The organism is Citrobacter sp. KTE30, from assembly GCF_000398825.1.
Lineage (GTDB): Bacteria > Pseudomonadota > Gammaproteobacteria > Enterobacterales > Enterobacteriaceae > Citrobacter > Citrobacter freundii.
Genome location: NZ_KB976055.1, coordinates 2,062,277 through 2,081,398 on the forward strand (window position 1 = coordinate 2,062,277; position 19,122 = coordinate 2,081,398).

Below are 19,122 nucleotides of genomic sequence, written 5' to 3' on the forward strand. Positions count from 1 at the left end.
AAAGCCTTCCAGCAACAGGAAGGCTTTGATCTTTTTAGGACTGACTAATTCGCGTTCACGGGTTGTGGTTTTTCAGCACTCTTTTTCAGGAGCCTGTTAGCCAGCACGCCAGACATCATCGAACCGTTCACGTTTAATGCCGTTCTGGCCATATCGACGACAGGCTCGATAGCAATGAAAATCCCCACCAGCGCGACCGGGAAGTTCAGTGTTGAAAGGACGATCAGCGCAGCAAATGTTCCGCCACCGCCTACACCCGCCACCCCAATAGAACCCAGCGCAATCGCAGGTAGCATGGCGAGCAAAAAATGTACTGATAGCGGATCAATCCCAATTGTTGGAGCAATCATCGCCACCATAATAGCCGGATAGATCCCGGCACAGCCATTTTGACCCATGCTGGAGCCGAATGAAGCCGCAATATTGGCAATGGTGTTTTGCACGCCAAATTTTTCTTGTGCGGAAATAGCCAGTGGAATAGATGCTGCACTGCTGCGTGAAACAAATGCAAAGGTTAAAACTGGCCAGACAGTTTTAAAATAGTGAACGGGATTATTACCGCTCAGAACCAGTATCAGTGCGTGGACGATAAACATCATCAGAATCGCAAGGTAACAGGCAGCAATAAAGCCTAACAGACTGGCAAATTGTTCAAATCGATACGCGGAAAATACGCCTGCCATTAATGCCATCACACCATAAGGGGTGAGAGCAATAACGATACGCACCATTTTCATCACCCAAATCTGGATAGCGTTAATGCCAGCACTTAATTTTTCACCTTCTTGCGGGGCGTCCTGTTTGACCTTTAATAATGCCACGCCGGCAAGTAGGGTGAAGATAACAATGCCAATGACGGAAACGCTTCTGGCCCCTGTTAGATCGAGGAAGATATTCGTGGGGATCAGAGATGTAACCAGTTTAGGCAGTGAAATGGCGGCTGTTTTATTTACATCGTCTGCCGTCAGCGTGGACTGCATATGAACAAACGCACTGGCGTCCAGGCCTAATACATGCGCAGTCAACAGCCCAATAAAACCGGCAACCATTACCAGACAGAGCATGCATCCGACGATGGTTAACGACATTTTCCCAATGCCAGCGCTGTTTTCGAGCTTATTAATGGCTGAGAGAATAGAGATGAAAATCAGCGGTACCGCAACCAGCTTCAGTAAATTCACATAGCCGTTGCCGATAACATTGTACCAGTCGATAACTGTTTTTCTTTCGTCAGCAGCAATGAAATGCAGGGATAAACCGATAACGGCACCCGTAAAAATAGCGATGAAGACGCTTTTTGAAAGAGAGTGACTTTTTTGGTTGATTCTGAAAATTGCCCATGAACAAACCAAAAAGAACGCGATATACGCGAGCGAAACGAACATATTGTAGCCTCTTGCCTCATTCAGCACCTGAAATGCCGGAAAGAGTTTTGTTAGTACGAAAAAAAATGATGAACCATACGGGTTCAGGACCGCGACGGATTATAGGGAGGGGGGAGGGTAACAGCCACACAAAAAGTGTGGAACGGCGTCGGATGGCGTTTGTATGCCTGTTCTGTAGACGATTTTAAGTGACAGTGTAACGTATTGTGAATAATCCAGCCGATCGATGAGATCGGCCCGGTGGCATTACTTCTGTGGCTCGTCGTCCCAGGCGTGGGGTGCAAAGAGATAACCTTTATTGCGCACGGTTTTGATTCGATAAGGTTCAGTCGCGTTATCGAGCAGTTTTTTGCGTAACCGGGAAATCGCGACATCTACGCTGCGATCCATGCCGTCATAGCTTACGCCACGCAGGTTCTTCAGCAACGCATCGCGGTCCATAATCTGCCCGGCATGGGTTGCCAACTCCCACAGTAATTCAAAATCAGCGGTGGAAAGGGAAACTTGCTCGCCGCCGAGCAGCACGGAGCGGTTGGTTGGGTCGATAGTGAGTGTGCCGAAGCGCAGCGTTGTGTGCGGTGTGATGGTCGCCGATTGAATGCCTTTAGACTGGGTTGAGTACTCATTCTGACGCAGGTGCAGACGCAGGCGAGCCAGCAGCACCGCTGGCGGCGTGGTTTTCAGAATATAGTCACAGGCGCCCATTTCCAGTGCCAGGATATGGTTCATGTCGCTATCCAGCGAGGTGAGCAGGACAATCGGGCCTTGCCAGCGTCCGCGTAAATCTCGGCAGATAGTCATCCCGTCTTTGCCCGGCAGCATGATATCTAATAACACCAGATCGGGTTGAACGTGCAGGATTTTCTCCTCGGCCAAATCACCACGAGGTTCAAGGATAACCTCAATATCATGCCGGGCCAAATAGGCTGCAATCAGTGAGCCAACTTCGGGATCATCTTCAACAAATACGATGGTGTTCATATCATTAATTTTTGAATATAAAACGCCAACATACACCGCCCTGATTTTTCCTTCCATTAATCTTTTCTAAACAAGAACGCTTCCGTTATGCTAGGGGCTGATGTTATTGATGTGTTAAGGCAGAGTGATGGGACTCGTTATAAAAGCGGCGCTCGGTGCGCTGGTAGTGGTGTTGATTGGCTTGCTGGCGAAAACAAAGAATTACTATATTGCCGGATTAATTCCGTTGTTCCCGACGTTTGCGTTGATTGCCCACTATATCGTGGCCAGTGAACGCGGGATCGAGGCGTTACGTACAACCATCATATTCAGCATGTGGTCGATTATTCCCTATTTTGTCTACCTCGTTTCACTGTGGTATTTCACCGGATTTATGCGCTTACCCGTTGCGCTCGGCGGATCAGTGGTGTGCTGGGGCCTGAGCGCGTGGTTGCTGATCTTTTGTTGGATCAAACTGCACTAACGCAGATGACGGCCACCATCAAGGGCAAAACTACGTCCGGTGACAAAACAGCTGGTTAACAGATAGTCAATTAAATCAATGACCTCTTTTTCACCTGGTGCGGTTTTCATCAGTGATTTGTTCAGTGCCTGCTGGCGATACTCTGCATCATCACCCTCGTTAAACAGGATAAGTGAAGGGGCAATCGCGTTCACTTTCACTTCCGGTGCCAGTTTGCGCGCGAACGAGCGGGTCATATTATCCAGCGCCGCTTTGCTGGCAGCATAAGCAATGTGCTTGTCGCTGCCGCGCTCCACAACATAATCAGTAAAATGGATTATATCGCTGGCCGCGTGTCCATGACCGCGTAGCAATCCTTCCAGTGCATGGTTGAGCAGGTAGGGCGTATTGACATGAATCTGCATCATGGCTGACAGCACATCGGTCAGCGGTGTACCAGGCTTTTCTGCAAGCCAGGCACTGGCATTATGCACAATAGCGCGCAAGCCATCCGTCTGAGCTTTGACCTCATCAGCAAAGGCCAGCACGCCTTCATCCGTGGAAAAGTCAGCAGGGATACAAATCGCGCCCGCTTCTCGCAGGCCGTCAATGGCAGGATAGTGCGTACGGTAGCTGACGATAACTGGCTGTTTTTGGTTCAGAAAGTGCCATGCGACGGCGAGGCCGATACGACGACCACCTCCGGTGATAAGAATTGGCAAAGGGTTTTTTTTACCCATCGTAATCTCCATATGTCGCGAACGATGGGTATAACGTTACCCCATCAGCATCCAGGTAGCCGGCACAGCAGCAACAAGCAGCAGGCCGATCAGCGCCATCTCCTGGCGTTTTAATACGTTTTCATGCGCGTGCGTTTTACGGGCATAAAGGAAAACCAGCAGTCCTGGCGCATACAGCACTACGGACAGCAGCAGGTGCATCGGACCTGACGCATACAATAACCATATGCCATAAATACTCGCCCCGATACCGACAGCCTTATGAATCGGACGGGTAGCAATTTTTAACAGAAATGCGCCGACCAGCAAATAGGGCACCAGAATCATCTCTGAGGCGATAGTCAATAACGTATTGTAGTCGGAACCAGTAAGCCAGATCAGCACCAGGCAGACCTGTACGCAGATGTTGGTCAGCCATAGCGACGCCGATGGCGCGCCTTGCGCGTTCTGTCGCGCAAAAATGCGCGGAAACGCTTTGTGCGTGGAGGCGAGGAACGGCACTTCCGCCGCCATAATCGTCCAGCTTAGATAGGCACCACACACGGAAACAATCAGACCTGCGGCAATAATAATTTCGCCCCATGGTCCCATCATTTTAACCATCAGACCGGCCATTGATGGGTTACGGATCTCCGCCAGTTCGGGACGTGCGACAACGCCCAGAGACAGCAGGGTGACCAGCAGGTAAACGCCCAGTGCGGCAAGTACCGCCAGCAGCGTGGCGCGTCCGACATCGCGTTTGTTTCTGGCACGGGCAGAAACCACCACCGCGCCTTCCACACCGATGAATACCCACAAGGTGATGAGCATGGTGTTTTTGACCTGCTCCCAGACGGGAACGCCCAATGCTACGCCGGTAAAATCGAGAGTAAAGGTGTCGAGCTTAAACAGCATGAACGCCAGCACGATAAACAGACCCAGCGGTAGTAATTTCGCCAGCGTCGCGACCAGGTTAATACTGGCTGCCGTTTGCACACCGCGCAGCACAAGGAAGTGTACGATCCACAGCAGCATCGATGCGCCCACAATCGACTGCCAGGTATTACCGTCGCCAAACAGACGTAACTCAGGCGTGTCGGTAAAGAAGCTGAGTGCAGAGAAGACAATGACCAGATACGAAACGTTAGCGATAACGGCACACAGCCAGTATCCCCACGCGGAGCAGAAGCCAATCAGCTCGCCAAAACCTTCACGCGCATAGGTAAAAATACCGCCATCCAGTTCAGGACGGATACGCGTCAGGATCAGCATGGCAAAGGCGAGCAAAAGAATACCCGCACCGGTAATCGCCCAACCAATCAGTAATGCAGCCGGGCTGGCTACTGCCGCCATGTTTTGTGGCAGGCTGAAAACGCCAGCGCCGAGCATTGAGCTTAAAACCAGCGCGGTCAGTGCGCTCAGACCCAATTTCTTTTCCATTTGTATCCAGTTACAAAAACGAGAGTGAGAGAATAATTATTTTGGCAAACCGCATAAAAATGGTGAAAGCCACTAAGGCGCGGGATTTTACGGAGAGAAGAGAACGCATGCAATGGGGATAGAGATATTTGTGACTAATAGTGTGAAAAGTCGTCTTAATACTGCTGTTTTTGTTTTGTCTGGGAGCAGAACTGCGCGAAATTATCAGGTCTACAAGGACTGTAGACCTGATAATACATTGGGTATTACTTATACAGATCGGCGCTGATCGTCACGTTGTTACCACGTTCTGACCACTGGCGGGTGATGTGATAATACTTCGCGCCTTTTTTCGCAGCGCGTTTTGCTACCTGATAAGAAACTTCCGTCATGTTGCCGTAGTTACCGGTGAACTTGATGCTGTCGAACGGTACCATCATGGCGGCGGTCGCTTTGTTCAGTTCTTCAACTTTGGTTCCATCCGGTAGCGTGACAGTGTAACGTCCGCCTTTGGTGGATTGCGTTTCGAAGAAGCGACCGACTTCAGCACTCGGAGAAGCGGTAGTCGCAACGCCTGGGATCTCAACTTTCTTCGCGGCTTCGCCACCTGCTGCTAATGCGGCGCGTCCGGCATCAGAATCTGCTGGGATTGCATCAGGGCTTTGCACGACGCGTTTTTTCGCATCAGCTTTGTAGATGAATGCGGTAATACGCTGGTTGCCGCCCTGGTTGGCATCGACCTGGCGCACGATATAGAAGGAATATGCACCTTTCTCTCTCGCAGCTTTGGTGATTGCATCGTTTACTTCAGGCTGGCTACGGTAGAAACCCTGTACCGTAACGGTATCGTAAGGTTCAATCAGAACGGCCTGATCTTTAGGCAATTCCATAACGCCGTTAATGATACGGTTTTTTGACGCTTCCGCTTTTTCAGCGTCAGCTTTATAGACGTCGGCAACAACGCGCCAGTTACCGCCGCTGCCAAAATCTGAAGTATCAACAACATAAAAGGAGGCTGCACCGTCTTTATCTGCACGGCGTGATACGGCAGCAACTGCATCACCGATAGCATTAAAACGACCGGTGACCACAATGCGGTCATAGGGTTTCAGGGCAGCCGCTTGCTCCGGCGTCAATTCTGTCGCTGCATTGACAGAAAAAGCAGTCGCAGAAATAAGTGCGGACGCCAGGAGAGTGTTCTTAAGCTTCATAAAAATAATCCTTCGCCTTGCGCAAACCAGGTACTGGTATTGTTATTGACTAGAAACGTCGCTGATTATTGCATTTAAATTGCGTCAGTGTCTGCGTCATTTTTCACTCATCGTGCCACCTGGCTTAACAACATCGATAACATTTAGTGATATGCCGAAAAATTCGGCGTTTGGTGACCAAAACTGATAAAGCAGTTGAATTTCATAAGTTAATTTAATGTTAATTAATTGTTTTTGGCAGGTACGTAATCATGTTTTGCCGCTTCGCTTAAGCGAATTATCAGCCTTTGTGGGCTATTTTTAGGGCATTTTATCTGTCTGAGGTTCGATTAATCTCTATTTTGCGAATTTCATAATAAATACTGTTTTTTGGCGCTAGATCACAGGCGTCATTTTCAGTAGGTTATACAGAGTTTGTTACTGTTTTATTTTATTGAGGTAACACTGACCTCTCTCGAGAGTGCGCGCATGCCTCGTGCGAACATTGATAAACCATCATCATAATTACAGATGGAAGGGAACATTATGCGAATTGGCATACCAAGAGAACGGTTAACCAATGAAACCCGCGTTGCAGCCACGCCGAAGACGGTTGAGCAGCTGCTTAAGTTAGGTTTCAGCGTCGCGGTTGAAAGCGGTGCAGGTCAACTGGCGAGTTTTGACGATAAGGCGTTTGTACAAGCAGGCGCAGAAATTGTTGATGGAAATGCAGTCTGGCAGTCAGAGATCATCCTGAAGGTCAATGCGCCGGAGGAGGCGGAAATTCCGTTACTCAATCCGGGCACGACGCTGGTGAGCTTTCTTTGGCCCGCGCAAAACCCTGAACTGTTGCAAAAGCTTGCAGAGCGAAACGTGACAGTTATGGCGATGGACTCCGTGCCGCGTATTTCGCGCGCACAGTCGCTGGATGCTTTGAGCTCAATGGCGAACATCGCCGGGTATCGCGCTATTGTTGAAGCTGCACATGAATTCGGTCGCTTCTTCACCGGCCAGATCACCGCCGCAGGCAAGGTTCCACCTGCCAAGGTCATGGTGATTGGTGCGGGTGTGGCAGGTCTTGCGGCGATCGGTGCGGCAAACAGCCTGGGCGCTATCGTGCGTGCTTTTGATACCCGTCCGGAAGTGAAGGAACAAGTGCAGAGTATGGGCGCCGAGTTCCTTGAACTGGACTTTAAAGAAGAAGCGGGCAGCGGTGATGGCTATGCCAAAGTGATGTCCGAGGCGTTCATCAAAGCCGAAATGGAACTCTTCGCTGCACAGGCGAAAGACGTCGACATTATTGTTACCACTGCGCTGATCCCGGGCAAACCGGCCCCGAAACTGATCACCCGTGAAATGGTCGATTCGATGAAAGCGGGCAGCGTAATTGTCGATCTTGCCGCGCAAAACGGCGGTAACTGCGAATATACCGTGCCTAATCAGGTGACAACCACCGAGAACGGGGTGAAGGTTATCGGCTATACCGACCTGCCTGGCCGTTTGCCAACGCAATCTTCCCAGCTTTACGGCACCAACCTCGTCAACCTGCTCAAACTGTTGTGCAAAGAGAAAGACGGCAATATCACCGTCGATTTTGACGACGTGGTTGTTCGCGGTGTCACGGTGGTTCGCGAGGGTGAAATCACCTGGCCTGCGCCACCTATCCAGGTTTCTGCTCAGCCGCAGGCTGCGCAAAAAGCCGCACCTGCACCGAAAGAAGAGAAAAAACCTGTCTCTCCGTGGCGCAAATATGCACTGATGGCGCTGGTGGTGATTTTGTTTGGCTGGCTCGCCGACGTTGCGCCGAAAGAGTTCCTTGGTCACTTTACGGTGTTCGCGCTTTCCTGCGTGGTGGGTTACTACGTGGTCTGGAATGTGTCACATGCGTTGCATACTCCGCTGATGTCTGTGACTAACGCTATCTCAGGGATTATCGTGGTTGGGGCGTTATTGCAAATTGGCCAGGGTGGCTGGGTGAGTTTCCTGAGCTTTATCGCGGTGCTTATTGCCAGCATTAATATTTTCGGTGGCTTCACCGTGACTCAGCGCATGCTGAAAATGTTCCGGAAAAACTAAGGGGTAACATATGTCTGGAGGATTAGTTACAGCTGCATACATTGTTGCCGCTATCCTGTTTATTTTTAGTCTGGCGGGGCTTTCGAAACACGAAACCTCTCAGCAGGGTAACAACTACGGTATCGCCGGGATGGCGATTGCGCTGATTGCCACGATTTTTGGCCCAGATACCGGCAACGTTGCGTGGATCCTGGTGGCGATGATCATCGGCGGCGCGATTGGTATTCGTCTGGCGAAAAAAGTTGAGATGACCGAGATGCCGGAGCTGGTGGCAATTCTGCACAGCTTCGTTGGTCTGGCAGCGGTACTGGTGGGCTTCAACAGCTACCTGTATCACGACACGGGCCTGGAGCCGATTCTGGTGAACATTCACCTGACGGAAGTGTTCCTGGGTATCTTCATCGGTGCGGTAACCTTTACCGGTTCTGTGGTGGCCTTTGGCAAACTGCGCGGCAAGATCTCCTCTAAACCGCTGATGCTGCCGAATCGTCACAAAATGAATCTGGCGGCGCTGGTTGTTTCTTTCCTGCTGCTGGTGGTATTTGTCCGTACCGAAAGCGTGGGCCTGCAGGTTCTGGCGCTGCTGGTGATGACCATAATTGCACTGGCTTTTGGCTGGCATCTGGTGGCCTCCATTGGTGGTGCGGATATGCCGGTGGTCGTTTCAATGCTCAACTCCTATTCAGGATGGGCTGCTGCGGCGGCGGGCTTTATGCTGAGCAACGATCTGCTGATCGTTACCGGTGCGCTGGTCGGTTCTTCTGGTGCGATCCTGTCTTACATTATGTGTAAGGCGATGAACCGTTCATTTTTCAGCGTTATTGCAGGTGGTTTTGGTTCTGACGGTTCTTCTACCGGATCAGAAGAAGAAGTCGGTGAGCACCGTGAGATTACTGCGGAAGACACAGCAGAAATGCTGAAGAACTCGCACTCCGTGATCATCACCCCGGGCTACGGCATGGCAGTGGCTCAGGCACAGTATCCGGTCGCGGAAATCACCGAGAAACTGCGCGCACGCGGCATCAAAGTGCGCTTCGGTATTCACCCGGTAGCAGGGCGTTTGCCCGGTCATATGAACGTACTGCTGGCGGAAGCCAAAGTCCCTTATGACATCGTGCTGGAAATGGACGAGATCAACGATGATTTCGCCGATACCGATACCGTGCTGGTGATTGGTGCCAACGATACGGTAAACCCGGCGGCGCAGGATGACCCGAACAGCCCGATCGCCGGTATGCCGGTGCTTGAAGTATGGAAAGCGCAGAACGTCATCGTGTTCAAACGTTCGATGAACACGGGCTATGCTGGTGTGCAGAACCCGCTGTTCTTTAAAGAAAACACCCATATGCTGTTTGGCGATGCCAAAGCCAGCGTGGATGCGATTCTGAAAGCGTTGTAATCGTCAGTGAAAACTAAGACGGCCTCTGCGGAGGCCGTTTTGCATTTTACTCTTTGTTGAGATCGCTCAGTAACACTGCAATGCTTTGACCGCCATTGGTTTGCTCTAGCGCGATTTTCACAATGATGGTTAGCGGAACAGAAAGCAGCATCCCAACAGGGCCGAGCAGCCAGCCCCAGAAGATTAACGACAAAAAAACCACCAGCGTAGACAGTCCAAGTCCACGCCCCATGATCCGCGGCTCGAGGATATTCCCGAATACCAGGTTGATGACCAGATAGCCTGCCAGAACCACCAGCGCATCGTAAAGGCCGCTAAATACCAGCACCTGAGCAATAGGGGGAATGGCCGCCAATACCGAACCGATATTAGGGATGTAGTTCAGGGCGAAGGCCAGTAATCCCCAGACAAAGGCAAAGCGCACATCCAATGCAGCAAGCATGCCCCAGGCGACCAACCCGGTCACAATGCTGATTGCCGTTTTAAGCACCAGATAGTGAGATACGCTGTCGATGGCGCGTTGAATCGCCGCCATACCTTCAATGGGGCGACTCATCATTTGTTTTAGTTTGTTGGGCAGTTGCGGTACTTCCAGCAGCATAAAAACTACCGTCAGTAGCAGTAAAAAGATCGATGACATAGCATTCGAAAGCTGCGCCAGCAAATTGGTCACCAGCGTCATTGCCGCGTTTGGATCGATATATTTGACGAGCTCATCCACGGAAACGCCGATCCCTGCGCGTTGTAACCATGGTTCAAGATTTTTTAGTGGAATAACCAGTGAAGAGCGATATTGCGGTAGCGTACGCGCAAGCTCATTTAAGGATGTACCTAAATACGCTAACAGCAGTACCATTAGCATTACAATAATAACGATGAGCAATGACACCGCAAATACGCGCGGTATGCGAATCTTGACCATCCGCTGCACCACGGGGTTCAGCACAACGGCTATAAATAACGCCAGAATAAAGGGGACGATGATATCTGCGGCAAAGCGAATGCCGCTCAGAATGATAACCAGCATGCCCAGCATAATGACTATTTTTAGACCGTTAAGCGTGATGATCGGTTTCGCCATGTGTATTCCTGCGTTTTTGATTTTTGAATCTGAATAATAGTGTGATTTGCGTCGAGCCGTTATAACAAAAATCAAACGGGGCAGGTAAAGAAGTGAAAAGACTTTGAGTTCGTATTGAAGCTATGATACAAATCATCTGTGTTTAACTACCGAGGACAATTATCATCCGCGATGATGAGAAGCAACACTGCGGATAATTGTAATATTATGGACAATATGTTCAGGATGTTTTTGCGTTTACCTTCACTTCTTCGTACCTCTTCCACTTTCTTGCTTGCGGGTGAGCAACACTGGCGCAACGCGCTTTAGTCCCTTCTTCTGCCTGAGCTGGCGCTGTGCGCTGAGCTAACTAATTTTATTTTTTGGTTTACTGCATGCAGTAGGCCCAAAGGACTATATTCTCAAGCAGGAGAAGCATCATGTTTTACTGGATATTATTAGGTCTGGCCATCGCGGCTGAAATTACTGGTACGCTTTCAATGAAATGGGCAAGCGTCGGCCATGGTAATTCGGGCTTTATTTTAATGCTGGTAATGATCGCCTTATCGTATATTTTTCTCAGTTTTGCCGTTAAAAAAATTGCCCTTGGTGTGGCCTATGCCCTGTGGGAAGGGATCGGTATTTTATTTATTACGCTGTTTAGCGTGCTGTTATTTGACGAAACCTTGTCCACATTGAAGGTGGCAGGACTGGCTTCACTGGTGGTCGGCATTGTGCTGATTAAATCCGGCACCCGAAAGCCTGTTAAACCAGGCAAAGAGGTGACCCATGCAACAGTTTGAATGGGTTCACGGTGCCTGGCTGGGTATGGCTATCGTGCTGGAAATCGTCGCTAACGTCTTTTTGAAATTTTCTGATGGTTTTCGCCGCAAGATTTATGGCGTGCTGTCGTTAGCTGCCGTATTAGCGGCCTTTAGCGCGCTGTCGCAAGCGGTAAAAGGTATCGATCTTTCGGTGGCTTATGCCCTGTGGGGCGGATTCGGTATTGCCGCGACGTTAGCGGCAGGTTGGGTGCTGTTTGGTCAGCGCCTGAATAACAAGGGCTGGATCGGCGTGATACTGCTGCTGGCCGGAATGATAATGATAAAACTTGCCTGATATCCATGCTGCCCGTTAATGCGGGCAGCATGTGTTATTCCTGCGCTAACGCTTCCAGCTTCTCGCGAAAACCGGTCACGGATATGGCGCGATTATCTGCCCGCCAGCGATCTTTGGCTGCTGGAGCGGAGCTTTGCACACCAATCAACTGCCAGCCAGACTCTGTCTGCAACATCAATGGCGAACCGCTGTCGCCCGGGAGCGTGTCGCACTGGTGTGACAAGACGGTATTCTGCGCCCAGCCGGTCACCACACAATCCTGATGTGTGTACAGGTCGTCCAGATGATCTTCAGGATAGCCCGACTGCGTGACTTTACGATCTGCAGTTTTTAGCGCCGCGGTTAACGCGTCCTTGTCGCCATCAAACAGTGGCAGCGGTGTGATGCCAGACGGCGGATTACGCAGCACCACCAGACCAAAATCCCACGGGGCTGCGGCAGGCGGCACTATCCAGCCATCACCATCGGCTTTTAAACGTTTGGCAAGTGAGGGCGCAACCCGGCCTTCAATGTCGTGGATTTCATAGCGCCAGAGACCCTTTTTAGACACGAAGCGCAATGCGACGGCTTTGTCCGGCTTACCTTTCGGGGGGGTGAGTAAACAGTGTCCGGCCGTCAGGGCCAGATGTGGCGAAATGAGCGTGGCGGTACACAGGTTACCGCTGGCGGTTTCCAGTTGCCCGATAGCGTCCCACGGCGATTGTGTAGGGTCAGTCACCTTTATGCGATCGTCATGACCAAAAAACAGCGTTTTTATATTTTCTGCTTCAGCGCTGTCCGTTGCAGGCTTGTCCGCATGCGCAACGACAGGAAGTAAACAAAGTGAACCCAGTAATACAGCAATGGTTTTATGCATATCACGCTCTGGTGGGGAATTATGATTATTAACAGCAAACCCTCAGTTAATACTATAGACGGGACGACGTGAAAGTGGGAGTAAAATCAGATAACTACATTCAGGCAAGATAAAAACGCATGGCGATGATGGCGCAAATTATCAGCGTAATAAGAATTAACTCAAAGCGGTAATGTGACACCATTTTACCCTCCGAAAGGCGGCGCTACATCAGGTCGATCTAGCGCCGTATGCTATGGCGTGGGGGACGCCATAGTGACTACAAATGCGTTATGCTGCAGGTTGAGCTGCTGGTTTAGCAGTGTCGTGTTTTACTGCTTTTTTGGTGTGTTTTTTAGCAGCCTGAGCTTTCTGCTCTGGTGCTTTTTGTTCTGCAGCTGGTTTGGTTGCAGCTTTTTTGGTGTGTTTTTTAGCAGCCTGAGCTTTCTGCTCTGGTGCTTTCTGTTCTACAGCCGGTTTTGTGGTGGATTTTTTAGCGTGTTTCTTGGCAGCCTGTGCTTTCTGCGGTGCTGCTTTGTGCTGTTTTTTATGATGCGTGGTTTTTGCCGGCGCAGCTTTAGTGGTTGCTGCAGCAGCCGGAGCGGTTGTAGCAGTTGTTTCAGCAGCAAATGCAGCAGAAGACAGACCCATAGCAGCGGCAACAACCAGAGCTAATACTTTTTTCATTCTCATACCCTCGATTTGGTTTTTCATTCAACCCCACTGCGGGGCCGTTGAAATAACTATATCGCTGTAATCACAGGGCTTCCGTGAGTCATTGGTATCGGTGTGTAACGATATGTACAATGACTCACGGTATGAGATTACAAATAGCGGGCTTCCAGGTGGGTGCGGAAATAACGGCTGCTAAGCGGCTCTCCGGTGGCCTGGGTAATAAGCTGTTCAGTGGTGAAACGGCTGCCATGCTGCCAGATGTTCTGACGTAACCAGTCAAACAGGGGACCAAACTCACCTTGCGCAATAGACTGATTCAAATCAGGTAATGCGTGGTTAGCGGCACTGAACAACTGCGCCGCATACATAGCGCCCAAGGTATAGGAAGGGAAGTAGCCAAAGCCGCCGTCGGTCCAGTGAATATCCTGCATACAACCGTTACGATAGTTTCCGATCGTTGACAGCCCCAGCCAGGCCTGCATTTTCTCATTCCACAATGCCGGGATATCATCCACTTCAATATCGCCATTAATGAGCGCACGTTCGATTTCATAACGCAGGATCACGTGAGCGGGATAACTCACCTCGTCGGCATCAACACGGATAAACCCGGGTTTGACCTGCTGGTTCCAGGCGATGAAATTGCTTTCTTCAAATGCAGCCTGATCGCCAAAGTAGCGCGTTACAGCAGGAATTAACCGTGTCAGAAAGGCTTTACTGCGTCCCAGTTGCATCTCAAAGAACAGACTCTGGGACTCATGAATGGCGGTTGAGCGTGCCAGAGCGATAGGTTGCCCTGACCAGTTACGCGGAAGATTTTGCTCATAGCGGGCGTGACCGGTTTCATGGATCACGCCAAACAGCGCACTGAGTAATTCGTTTTCATCATAGCGGGTGGTAATGCGAACATCTTCTGGTACGCCGCCACAGAAGGGATGTGCACTGATATCCAGCCGACCAGCGGTAAAGTCGAAACCTAGCTGTGCCATTGTTTCAAGACCCAACTCTCGCTGTACAGCTGTTGGGAAGGGGCCTACCGGGGCGATGAGCGACTGTTGAGACTGCTTTGCCACTACCTTGTTTAGCAGATCGGGAAGCCAGGTTTTAACGTCCGCGAAAAGGTTGTCCAACTGCGCGCTGGTCATTCCCGGTTCAAAAATGTCCAGTAACGCGTCATACGGCGAACAGCCTTTAGCTTCTGCGCGCAGTCGGGCTTCTTCGCGGCTATACTTCACAACCTCTTTCAGGTTTTCGGAAAATCCTTCCCAGTCATTTGCCGGTCGCTGGCTACGCCAGGCATGCTCGCAGCGGCTTCCCGCAAGTGATTTTGCTTCTACCAACGATTCCGGCAACAAGGATGCCTGGTGATGCAGTCGCGACATTTCGCGCAGGTTCGCCTGTTCTACATCGTTGAGGTCTTCCTGTTGTGCTGCGGAGATCCACATTGCCACTTTCGGATCGGTTAACAGTTGGTGTTCAAGCACGCTCAGCTCGGCCAGCGCTTCGCCGCGGGCTTTGCTTCCTCCCGACGGCATCATGGTAAACATGTCCCAACTGGCGATTGCCGAAAGGTGGGAGAAGCGAGAGAGCCGCTGGAACGTGCGGGTGAGCTGATGGTAATTATCATTGTTACTCATTTTTTGTTCTCGTTCTGTTTAGGTGTGGTTAAGAAGTTTACCGTGATTCACTCACTTTTCATAAACACACCTTTATACCTGGTTTTTCGTAAAAGTTTTTTATAGCGAAAAGCCAACAGAACCACAAAACAGATGCCGTAGATAATAGGGAGCGGTGATAACACTTTTACCGACCACAGGTAATGCAGCGGTAGCAATATGGCGGCCAGGTAGACGTAGTTGTGCAATGTTTGCCAGCGTTTGCCCATTTTACGCTGCGCGGCTTGCGTGGAGGTCAACGTCAACAGGAATAAGATAATCCAACCGGTCATGCCCAGGGTTAGCCATGGGCGTGAAACCAGTTCACGACCCAACAATCCCAGATTTTGTATACCCAGTTCCAGTAGAGCATAGCTGGCCATATGCAGTGTGGCCCATGCAAAGCACCATAAACCTAACAACCGCCGGGTACGAAACAACAAAGGCTGCTTTGCGTAGCGTGCAAGCGGGGATACCAGCAAAGTAGCAAGCAAAAACTTTAGCGCGGTAATGCCCGTAAAGTGCTGGATATCTTTTCCCGGGTCGGCACCCAACCCGCCATGCTGCGCGGCCCAAAAGAGCCATAGCAGGGGTAAAAAACCGGCGAGATGCAGCAGCACTTTCAGGCCGGTTATCTGTTTTGCGGTCAATCTCACTAAAAATACTCCCGAAGATCCATACCCCGATATAACGATGCCACCTCATCGGCATAACCATTAAAAGGTAACGTGGGCTGTCGCTGCACATCAAGAATGCCACCCGAACCGATAAACCGTTCAGTAGCCTGAGACCAACGAGGGTGATCGACCTGCGGATTTACGTTGGCGTAAAAACCGTATTCATTCGGTGCTGACATATTCCAGGTCGTCGGCGGCTGCTCACGCGTCAGCGTAATACTGACTATCGATTTAATGCCCTTGAAGCCGTACTTCCAGGGTACGGTCAAGCGTATCGGCGCCCCATTTTGCGGCGGCAATGCTTTGCCATATACGCCTACGGTCAGCAGTGTTAGCGGATGCATGGCTTCATCCAAACGCAGACCTTCAACATAGGGATATTTTAACCCACCGCCAATGAAGCGATCTTTCTGGCCGGGCATTTCATCAGGGGCGTAGCGAGTTTCAAAGGCGACGTATTTGGCGTGACTGGTTGGCTCAACCAGCGCCAATAATTTATGCAAAGGAAATCCAACCCACGGCACAACCATCGACCATGCTTCAACGCAACGCATCCGGTAAATACGCTCTTCTAACGGAAAGCGAGTGGTCAGCGCATCATGATCCAAGGTTAAAGGTTTGTTGACCTCTCCGTTGATCGTCAATGTCCAGGGATCGGTTTTCAGACTACCGGCATTGGCGGCAGGATCTGCTTTATCCAGACCAAATTCATAGAAATTGTTGTAGCCCGTCACCTTGTCTTCTGGCGTCAGAGACAGGCTGTTTTGCCAGCGCTCGGGCTTTGTAAATTCGAGCGCTTTGCCTGCGGGTGCTGGTGGTCGATCGTTGCCTTTAAACCAATCCAACAAATTAGCCCGTGTAGGGGAAGACAGCGTGGCCGCCGCCGCGCCTATCCCAAGTGCTTTGAGGATTTGTCGTCGTTGCATAAAAAAAACTGATTCGGCTGTAACATCAGCTTCCCGAAGTGGACGTTTTTTCTGCATAACTTTTCCTTTTTATTTTCATGTTAAGGAAAACAAAGCGACGTTTCCCTGTTGATGCCTGGTGTGTCTATAACGACATACTGCGCGTATGCGTATCCCTGGATCCTCACGAAAAGTTAAAAATTTTGTGATAACTTCCGCCCCTTGCCTGAGGTAAGCTTTCAGCACGACGAGAGGGGGATGACACTGATGGCAGGCGCGAAAAAGATATTTTTGGTGGAAGATGACAGCGATATTGCCTCACTTTTGCAGCTTAGCCTGAAGGATGAGGGTTACGAGATAGTTCATGAAGCGGACGGCACGCGAGCGCTTGAACAACTGGAGAAACACGTTTGGGATGCCGTTATCCTCGATTTGATGCTGCCGGGTGTCGACGGGCTGGAGATTTGTCGTCGCATTCGCCAAATGAGTTTTTATTTGCCCGTTATTATTATCAGCGCCCGGACCAGCGAAACGCACCGTGTATTGGGGTTGGAAATGGGGGCCGATGATTATCTGGCCAAGCCTTTCTCGGTGCTGGAGTTGATGGCTCGGGTGAAGGCGTTGTTTCGCCGTCAGGAAGCGATGAGTCAGAACCTGCGTATGGAGGCGGGGATTATCACCGTTCATGGCGTAGAGATTGACCCTTTAGCCCGGGAAGTTCGGCTGCATGGTAAATCCCTCGATTTGACACCGCGAGAATTCGATCTGCTCTATTTTTTCGCCCGTCATCCAGGCGAGGTCTTTTCGCGCCAGGCGCTGTTAGATCAGGTGTGGGGCTACCAGCATGAAGGGTATGAGCATACGGTGAACAGTCATATTAATCGTCTGCGGACCAAAATTGAAAAGGATGCTGCGGAGCCGGAAATTATTCTCACGGTTTGGGGACGAGGCTATAAGCTTGCTGCGGTTAATGCGGAGCATCAGCCATGATTTATCGCCTGTCGCTGAGCCAGCGTCTGACTCTGGTCTTTACCGCCATTATGCTGATTTGTGCGGTTGCCGTCAGTGCTGTCCAGGTTCGCAGTAGCAAACAATATGGCGACGCGATGGTGCAAAGGCTCTCGCTGGAGCTGGCGAGCAAGATTGTCAAAAGTGAGTCGCTTATTGATGCCAGCGGGCAGGTTAATCGGCAGACCTTAAAAGGATTGTTTAATCACCTGATGACGCTCAACCCCAGCGTGGAGCTGTATCTGGTTTCACCATCAGGTGAAATACTCGCTGATGCCGCACCGCCGGGGCATATCCAGCGGCAGAAAATTAGCGTGCAGCCGATTCAGGATTTCCTTAACTCAAATGCGTTGCCCGTATATGGCAACGATCCGCGCAGCAGCCAGCAAAAGGTATTCAGCGCCGCGCCGGTTTTATATAACGGTGAGCTGCATGGCTATTTGTACATTATTCTGCAGGGCGAAGATCTGAATATGTTGGCGAATACCGCCTGGCAAAAAACGCTCTGGAATACCGTGGCCTGGACGTTAATACTGGTTTTATTAGCCGGCGGAATGGCAGGTTTTCTGGTGTGGCGATGGGTGACGAATCCAGTGAAAAGGTTGACTGGGCAGGTGGTCAAACTGGAACAGGACAGCATTAGCGTCATCAAACAGCTGGCGCAAAAAAATCCCGAACCGGCCCCGGCAAATGAAATTGCGTTGCTGAACAATGCGTTTATCGAGTTAGCGCAGAAAATTGCGCAGCAGTGGGATCTATTAGCGGACAGCGATCGTCAGCGCAGAGAGTTTATAGCCAATATTTCGCACGATTTACGCACGCCGCTGACTTCATTGCTGGGGTATCTGGAAATGCTGTCGCTGAAAGCCGATACGATGACGCCGGAGGAAAACCGGCATTATCTTAGTATCGCGCTGCGCCAGGGACATAAAGTTCGTCATCTGTCACAACAGCTGTTTGAGCTGGCAAGACTGGAGCATGGCGGTATAAAACCGCAGCGTGAACGTTTTGCTATTGGTGAATTGATCCAGGATGTGGCACAGAAATTTGATCTCCCTGTTGCCACGCGTCATTTGCAGTTGCACCTTGACGTAATGGGGCCGTTACCGCTGGTGAATGCCGATTTATCGATGATAGAAAGAGTTGTGACGAATCTGCTGGATAACGCTATCCGTCATACGCCTGACGGAGGTGAAGTGCGGCTAAAAGTCTGGCGTGATGCAGACCGTTTATTAGCCGAAGTGCAGGACAGCGGGCCTGGGGTAGAAGAAGCTGTGCGAGAAGTATTGTTTCAGCGCCCGACCGCGTTAGTTCTCCGTGAGCAGAGGGCTGAGCGCGGCGGCTTGGGCTTACTGATCGTGCGTAGAATGCTCGAGCTGCATGGAGGGGATATCAGCCTGGTTAGCTCAACGGCAGGGGCCTGCTTCCGTTTTTCGTTGCCGCTGGCGGATTCTCCCCTGAGTAGTTGACGGTGAAGTTCCGGAGTAAAGAGGGTTTTGGCATTGCCCCAATGGGCATTGCGTAAAAGTTGGTAGGTTGTCAGTGATAATGAGAATTTTTATCATGTATCAGTAATT

Annotated in this window: 18 protein-coding genes; 7 read left to right on the forward strand and 11 right to left on the reverse strand. The window is 50.7% G+C overall.

Annotation, left to right across the window (positions count from 1 at the left end):
* Window positions 1-44: 44 nt before the first annotated feature.
* Window positions 45-1,385 (reverse strand): L-cystine transporter, encoded by a 1,341-nt coding sequence (locus WC1_RS13195; protein WP_016150206.1) that lies wholly within the window; start codon window positions 1,383-1,385, stop codon window positions 45-47.
* 246 nt (window positions 1,386-1,631) lie between these two features.
* A complete protein-coding gene (gene rstA, locus WC1_RS13190) occupies window positions 1,632-2,375 on the reverse strand; it encodes a two-component system response regulator RstA (protein WP_170864051.1) in 744 nt (247 codons plus the stop codon).
* Window positions 2,376-2,493: 118 nt separating this feature from the next.
* Between rstA and WC1_RS13185 the strand changes: the two genes are divergently transcribed.
* Window positions 2,494-2,829 (forward strand): GlpM family protein, encoded by a 336-nt coding sequence (locus WC1_RS13185; protein WP_003028950.1) that lies wholly within the window; start codon window positions 2,494-2,496, stop codon window positions 2,827-2,829.
* Here WC1_RS13185 and folM read toward each other — a convergent pair.
* The 3 genes from folM to ydgH all read right to left on the reverse strand — a co-directional run bounded on the left by folM (window position 2,826) and on the right by ydgH (window position 6,157).
* Complete coding sequence (gene folM / locus WC1_RS13180) at window positions 2,826-3,548, reverse strand: dihydromonapterin reductase (RefSeq protein ID WP_016150208.1); 723 nt, start codon at window positions 3,546-3,548, stop codon at window positions 2,826-2,828. The genes WC1_RS13185 and folM overlap by 4 nt on opposite strands.
* A gap of 36 nt (window positions 3,549-3,584) precedes the next feature.
* Window positions 3,585-4,967: an amino acid permease gene (locus WC1_RS13175; protein ID WP_016150209.1), complete on the reverse strand. Its 1,383-nt coding sequence runs from the start codon at window positions 4,965-4,967 to the stop codon at window positions 3,585-3,587.
* 245 nt (window positions 4,968-5,212) lie between these two features.
* Window positions 5,213-6,157: a DUF1471 family protein YdgH gene (gene ydgH / locus WC1_RS13170; protein WP_003028946.1), complete on the reverse strand. Its 945-nt coding sequence runs from the start codon at window positions 6,155-6,157 to the stop codon at window positions 5,213-5,215.
* Window positions 6,158-6,682: 525 nt separating this feature from the next.
* On the opposite strand from ydgH, the gene pntA reads away from it, so the two are divergent.
* Together pntA and pntB are read left to right on the forward strand one after the other, a co-directional pair.
* Window positions 6,683-8,212, forward strand: a complete 1,530-nt coding sequence (pntA, locus tag WC1_RS13165) for a Re/Si-specific NAD(P)(+) transhydrogenase subunit alpha (protein ID WP_016150210.1) — start codon at window positions 6,683-6,685, stop codon at window positions 8,210-8,212.
* A gap of 10 nt (window positions 8,213-8,222) precedes the next feature.
* On the forward strand, window positions 8,223-9,611 hold the full coding sequence (pntB, locus tag WC1_RS13160; protein ID WP_003028943.1) for a Re/Si-specific NAD(P)(+) transhydrogenase subunit beta: 1,389 nt from the start codon (window positions 8,223-8,225) through the stop codon (window positions 9,609-9,611).
* Between the two features lie 46 nt (window positions 9,612-9,657).
* Here the strand turns inward: pntB and WC1_RS13155 are convergent, their stop codons facing one another.
* A complete protein-coding gene (locus WC1_RS13155; protein ID WP_016150211.1) occupies window positions 9,658-10,692 on the reverse strand; it encodes an AI-2E family transporter in 1,035 nt (344 codons plus the stop codon).
* Between the two features lie 416 nt (window positions 10,693-11,108).
* On the opposite strand from WC1_RS13155, the gene mdtJ reads away from it, so the two are divergent.
* Window positions 11,109-11,474, forward strand: coding sequence for a multidrug/spermidine efflux SMR transporter subunit MdtJ (gene mdtJ / locus WC1_RS13150; protein ID WP_161799268.1), 366 nt, complete (start codon window positions 11,109-11,111; stop codon window positions 11,472-11,474).
* Window positions 11,461-11,790: a multidrug/spermidine efflux SMR transporter subunit MdtI gene (gene mdtI, locus WC1_RS13145; protein ID WP_003028939.1), complete on the forward strand. Its 330-nt coding sequence runs from the start codon at window positions 11,461-11,463 to the stop codon at window positions 11,788-11,790. The genes mdtJ and mdtI overlap by 14 nt, the downstream gene beginning before the upstream one ends.
* 34 nt (window positions 11,791-11,824) lie before the next feature.
* Here mdtI and WC1_RS13140 read toward each other — a convergent pair whose 3' ends face one another.
* From WC1_RS13140 to msrP, 5 genes are all read right to left on the reverse strand, one after another.
* On the reverse strand, window positions 11,825-12,646 hold the full coding sequence (locus WC1_RS13140; RefSeq protein WP_003836367.1) for a trypsin-like serine peptidase: 822 nt from the start codon (window positions 12,644-12,646) through the stop codon (window positions 11,825-11,827).
* A gap of 270 nt (window positions 12,647-12,916) precedes the next feature.
* Window positions 12,917-13,312: an acid resistance repetitive basic protein Asr gene (asr, locus tag WC1_RS13135; protein WP_003028934.1), complete on the reverse strand. Its 396-nt coding sequence runs from the start codon at window positions 13,310-13,312 to the stop codon at window positions 12,917-12,919.
* 137 nt (window positions 13,313-13,449) lie between these two features.
* Entirely contained in the window at window positions 13,450-14,937 is a 1,488-nt protein-coding gene (locus WC1_RS13130) for a carboxypeptidase M32 (RefSeq protein ID WP_016150212.1), read from the reverse strand.
* A gap of 47 nt (window positions 14,938-14,984) precedes the next feature.
* A complete protein-coding gene (msrQ, locus tag WC1_RS13125) occupies window positions 14,985-15,611 on the reverse strand; it encodes a protein-methionine-sulfoxide reductase heme-binding subunit MsrQ (protein ID WP_016150213.1) in 627 nt (208 codons plus the stop codon).
* Window positions 15,611-16,615: a protein-methionine-sulfoxide reductase catalytic subunit MsrP gene (msrP, locus tag WC1_RS13120; RefSeq protein WP_016150214.1), complete on the reverse strand. Its 1,005-nt coding sequence runs from the start codon at window positions 16,613-16,615 to the stop codon at window positions 15,611-15,613. The genes msrQ and msrP overlap by 1 nt, the downstream gene beginning before the upstream one ends.
* Window positions 16,616-16,804: 189 nt before the next feature.
* On the opposite strand from msrP, the gene WC1_RS13115 reads away from it, so the two are divergent.
* Window positions 16,805-17,527: a response regulator transcription factor gene (locus WC1_RS13115; RefSeq protein WP_003028928.1), complete on the forward strand. Its 723-nt coding sequence runs from the start codon at window positions 16,805-16,807 to the stop codon at window positions 17,525-17,527.
* Window positions 17,524-19,014: a sensor histidine kinase gene (locus WC1_RS13110; protein WP_016150215.1), complete on the forward strand. Its 1,491-nt coding sequence runs from the start codon at window positions 17,524-17,526 to the stop codon at window positions 19,012-19,014. The genes WC1_RS13115 and WC1_RS13110 overlap by 4 nt, the downstream gene beginning before the upstream one ends.
* The last annotated feature ends 108 nt before the right edge of the window (window positions 19,015-19,122 follow it).

Coding starts and splice junctions, on each gene's coding strand:
- WC1_RS13195 (WP_016150206.1), bottom strand. CDS start 1,385: ATGTTCGTTTCGCTCGCGTATATCGCGTTCTTTTTGGTTTGTTCATGG.
- WC1_RS13185 (WP_003028950.1), top strand. CDS start 2,494: ATGGGACTCGTTATAAAAGCGGCGCTCGGTGCGCTGGTAGTGGTGTTG.
- folM (WP_016150208.1), bottom strand. CDS start 3,548: ATGGGTAAAAAAAACCCTTTGCCAATTCTTATCACCGGAGGTGGTCGT.
- WC1_RS13175 (WP_016150209.1), bottom strand. CDS start 4,967: ATGGAAAAGAAATTGGGTCTGAGCGCACTGACCGCGCTGGTTTTAAGC.
- ydgH (WP_003028946.1), bottom strand. CDS start 6,157: ATGAAGCTTAAGAACACTCTCCTGGCGTCCGCACTTATTTCTGCGACT.
- pntA (WP_016150210.1), top strand. CDS start 6,683: ATGCGAATTGGCATACCAAGAGAACGGTTAACCAATGAAACCCGCGTT.
- pntB (WP_003028943.1), top strand. CDS start 8,223: ATGTCTGGAGGATTAGTTACAGCTGCATACATTGTTGCCGCTATCCTG.
- WC1_RS13155 (WP_016150211.1), bottom strand. CDS start 10,692: ATGGCGAAACCGATCATCACGCTTAACGGTCTAAAAATAGTCATTATG.
- mdtI (WP_003028939.1), top strand. CDS start 11,461: ATGCAACAGTTTGAATGGGTTCACGGTGCCTGGCTGGGTATGGCTATC.
- WC1_RS13140 (WP_003836367.1), bottom strand. CDS start 12,646: ATGCATAAAACCATTGCTGTATTACTGGGTTCACTTTGTTTACTTCCT.
- asr (WP_003028934.1), bottom strand. CDS start 13,312: ATGAAAAAAGTATTAGCTCTGGTTGTTGCCGCTGCTATGGGTCTGTCT.
- WC1_RS13130 (WP_016150212.1), bottom strand. CDS start 14,937: ATGAGTAACAATGATAATTACCATCAGCTCACCCGCACGTTCCAGCGG.
- msrP (WP_016150214.1), bottom strand. CDS start 16,615: ATGCAGAAAAAACGTCCACTTCGGGAAGCTGATGTTACAGCCGAATCA.
- WC1_RS13115 (WP_003028928.1), top strand. CDS start 16,805: ATGGCAGGCGCGAAAAAGATATTTTTGGTGGAAGATGACAGCGATATT.
- WC1_RS13110 (WP_016150215.1), top strand. CDS start 17,524: ATGATTTATCGCCTGTCGCTGAGCCAGCGTCTGACTCTGGTCTTTACC.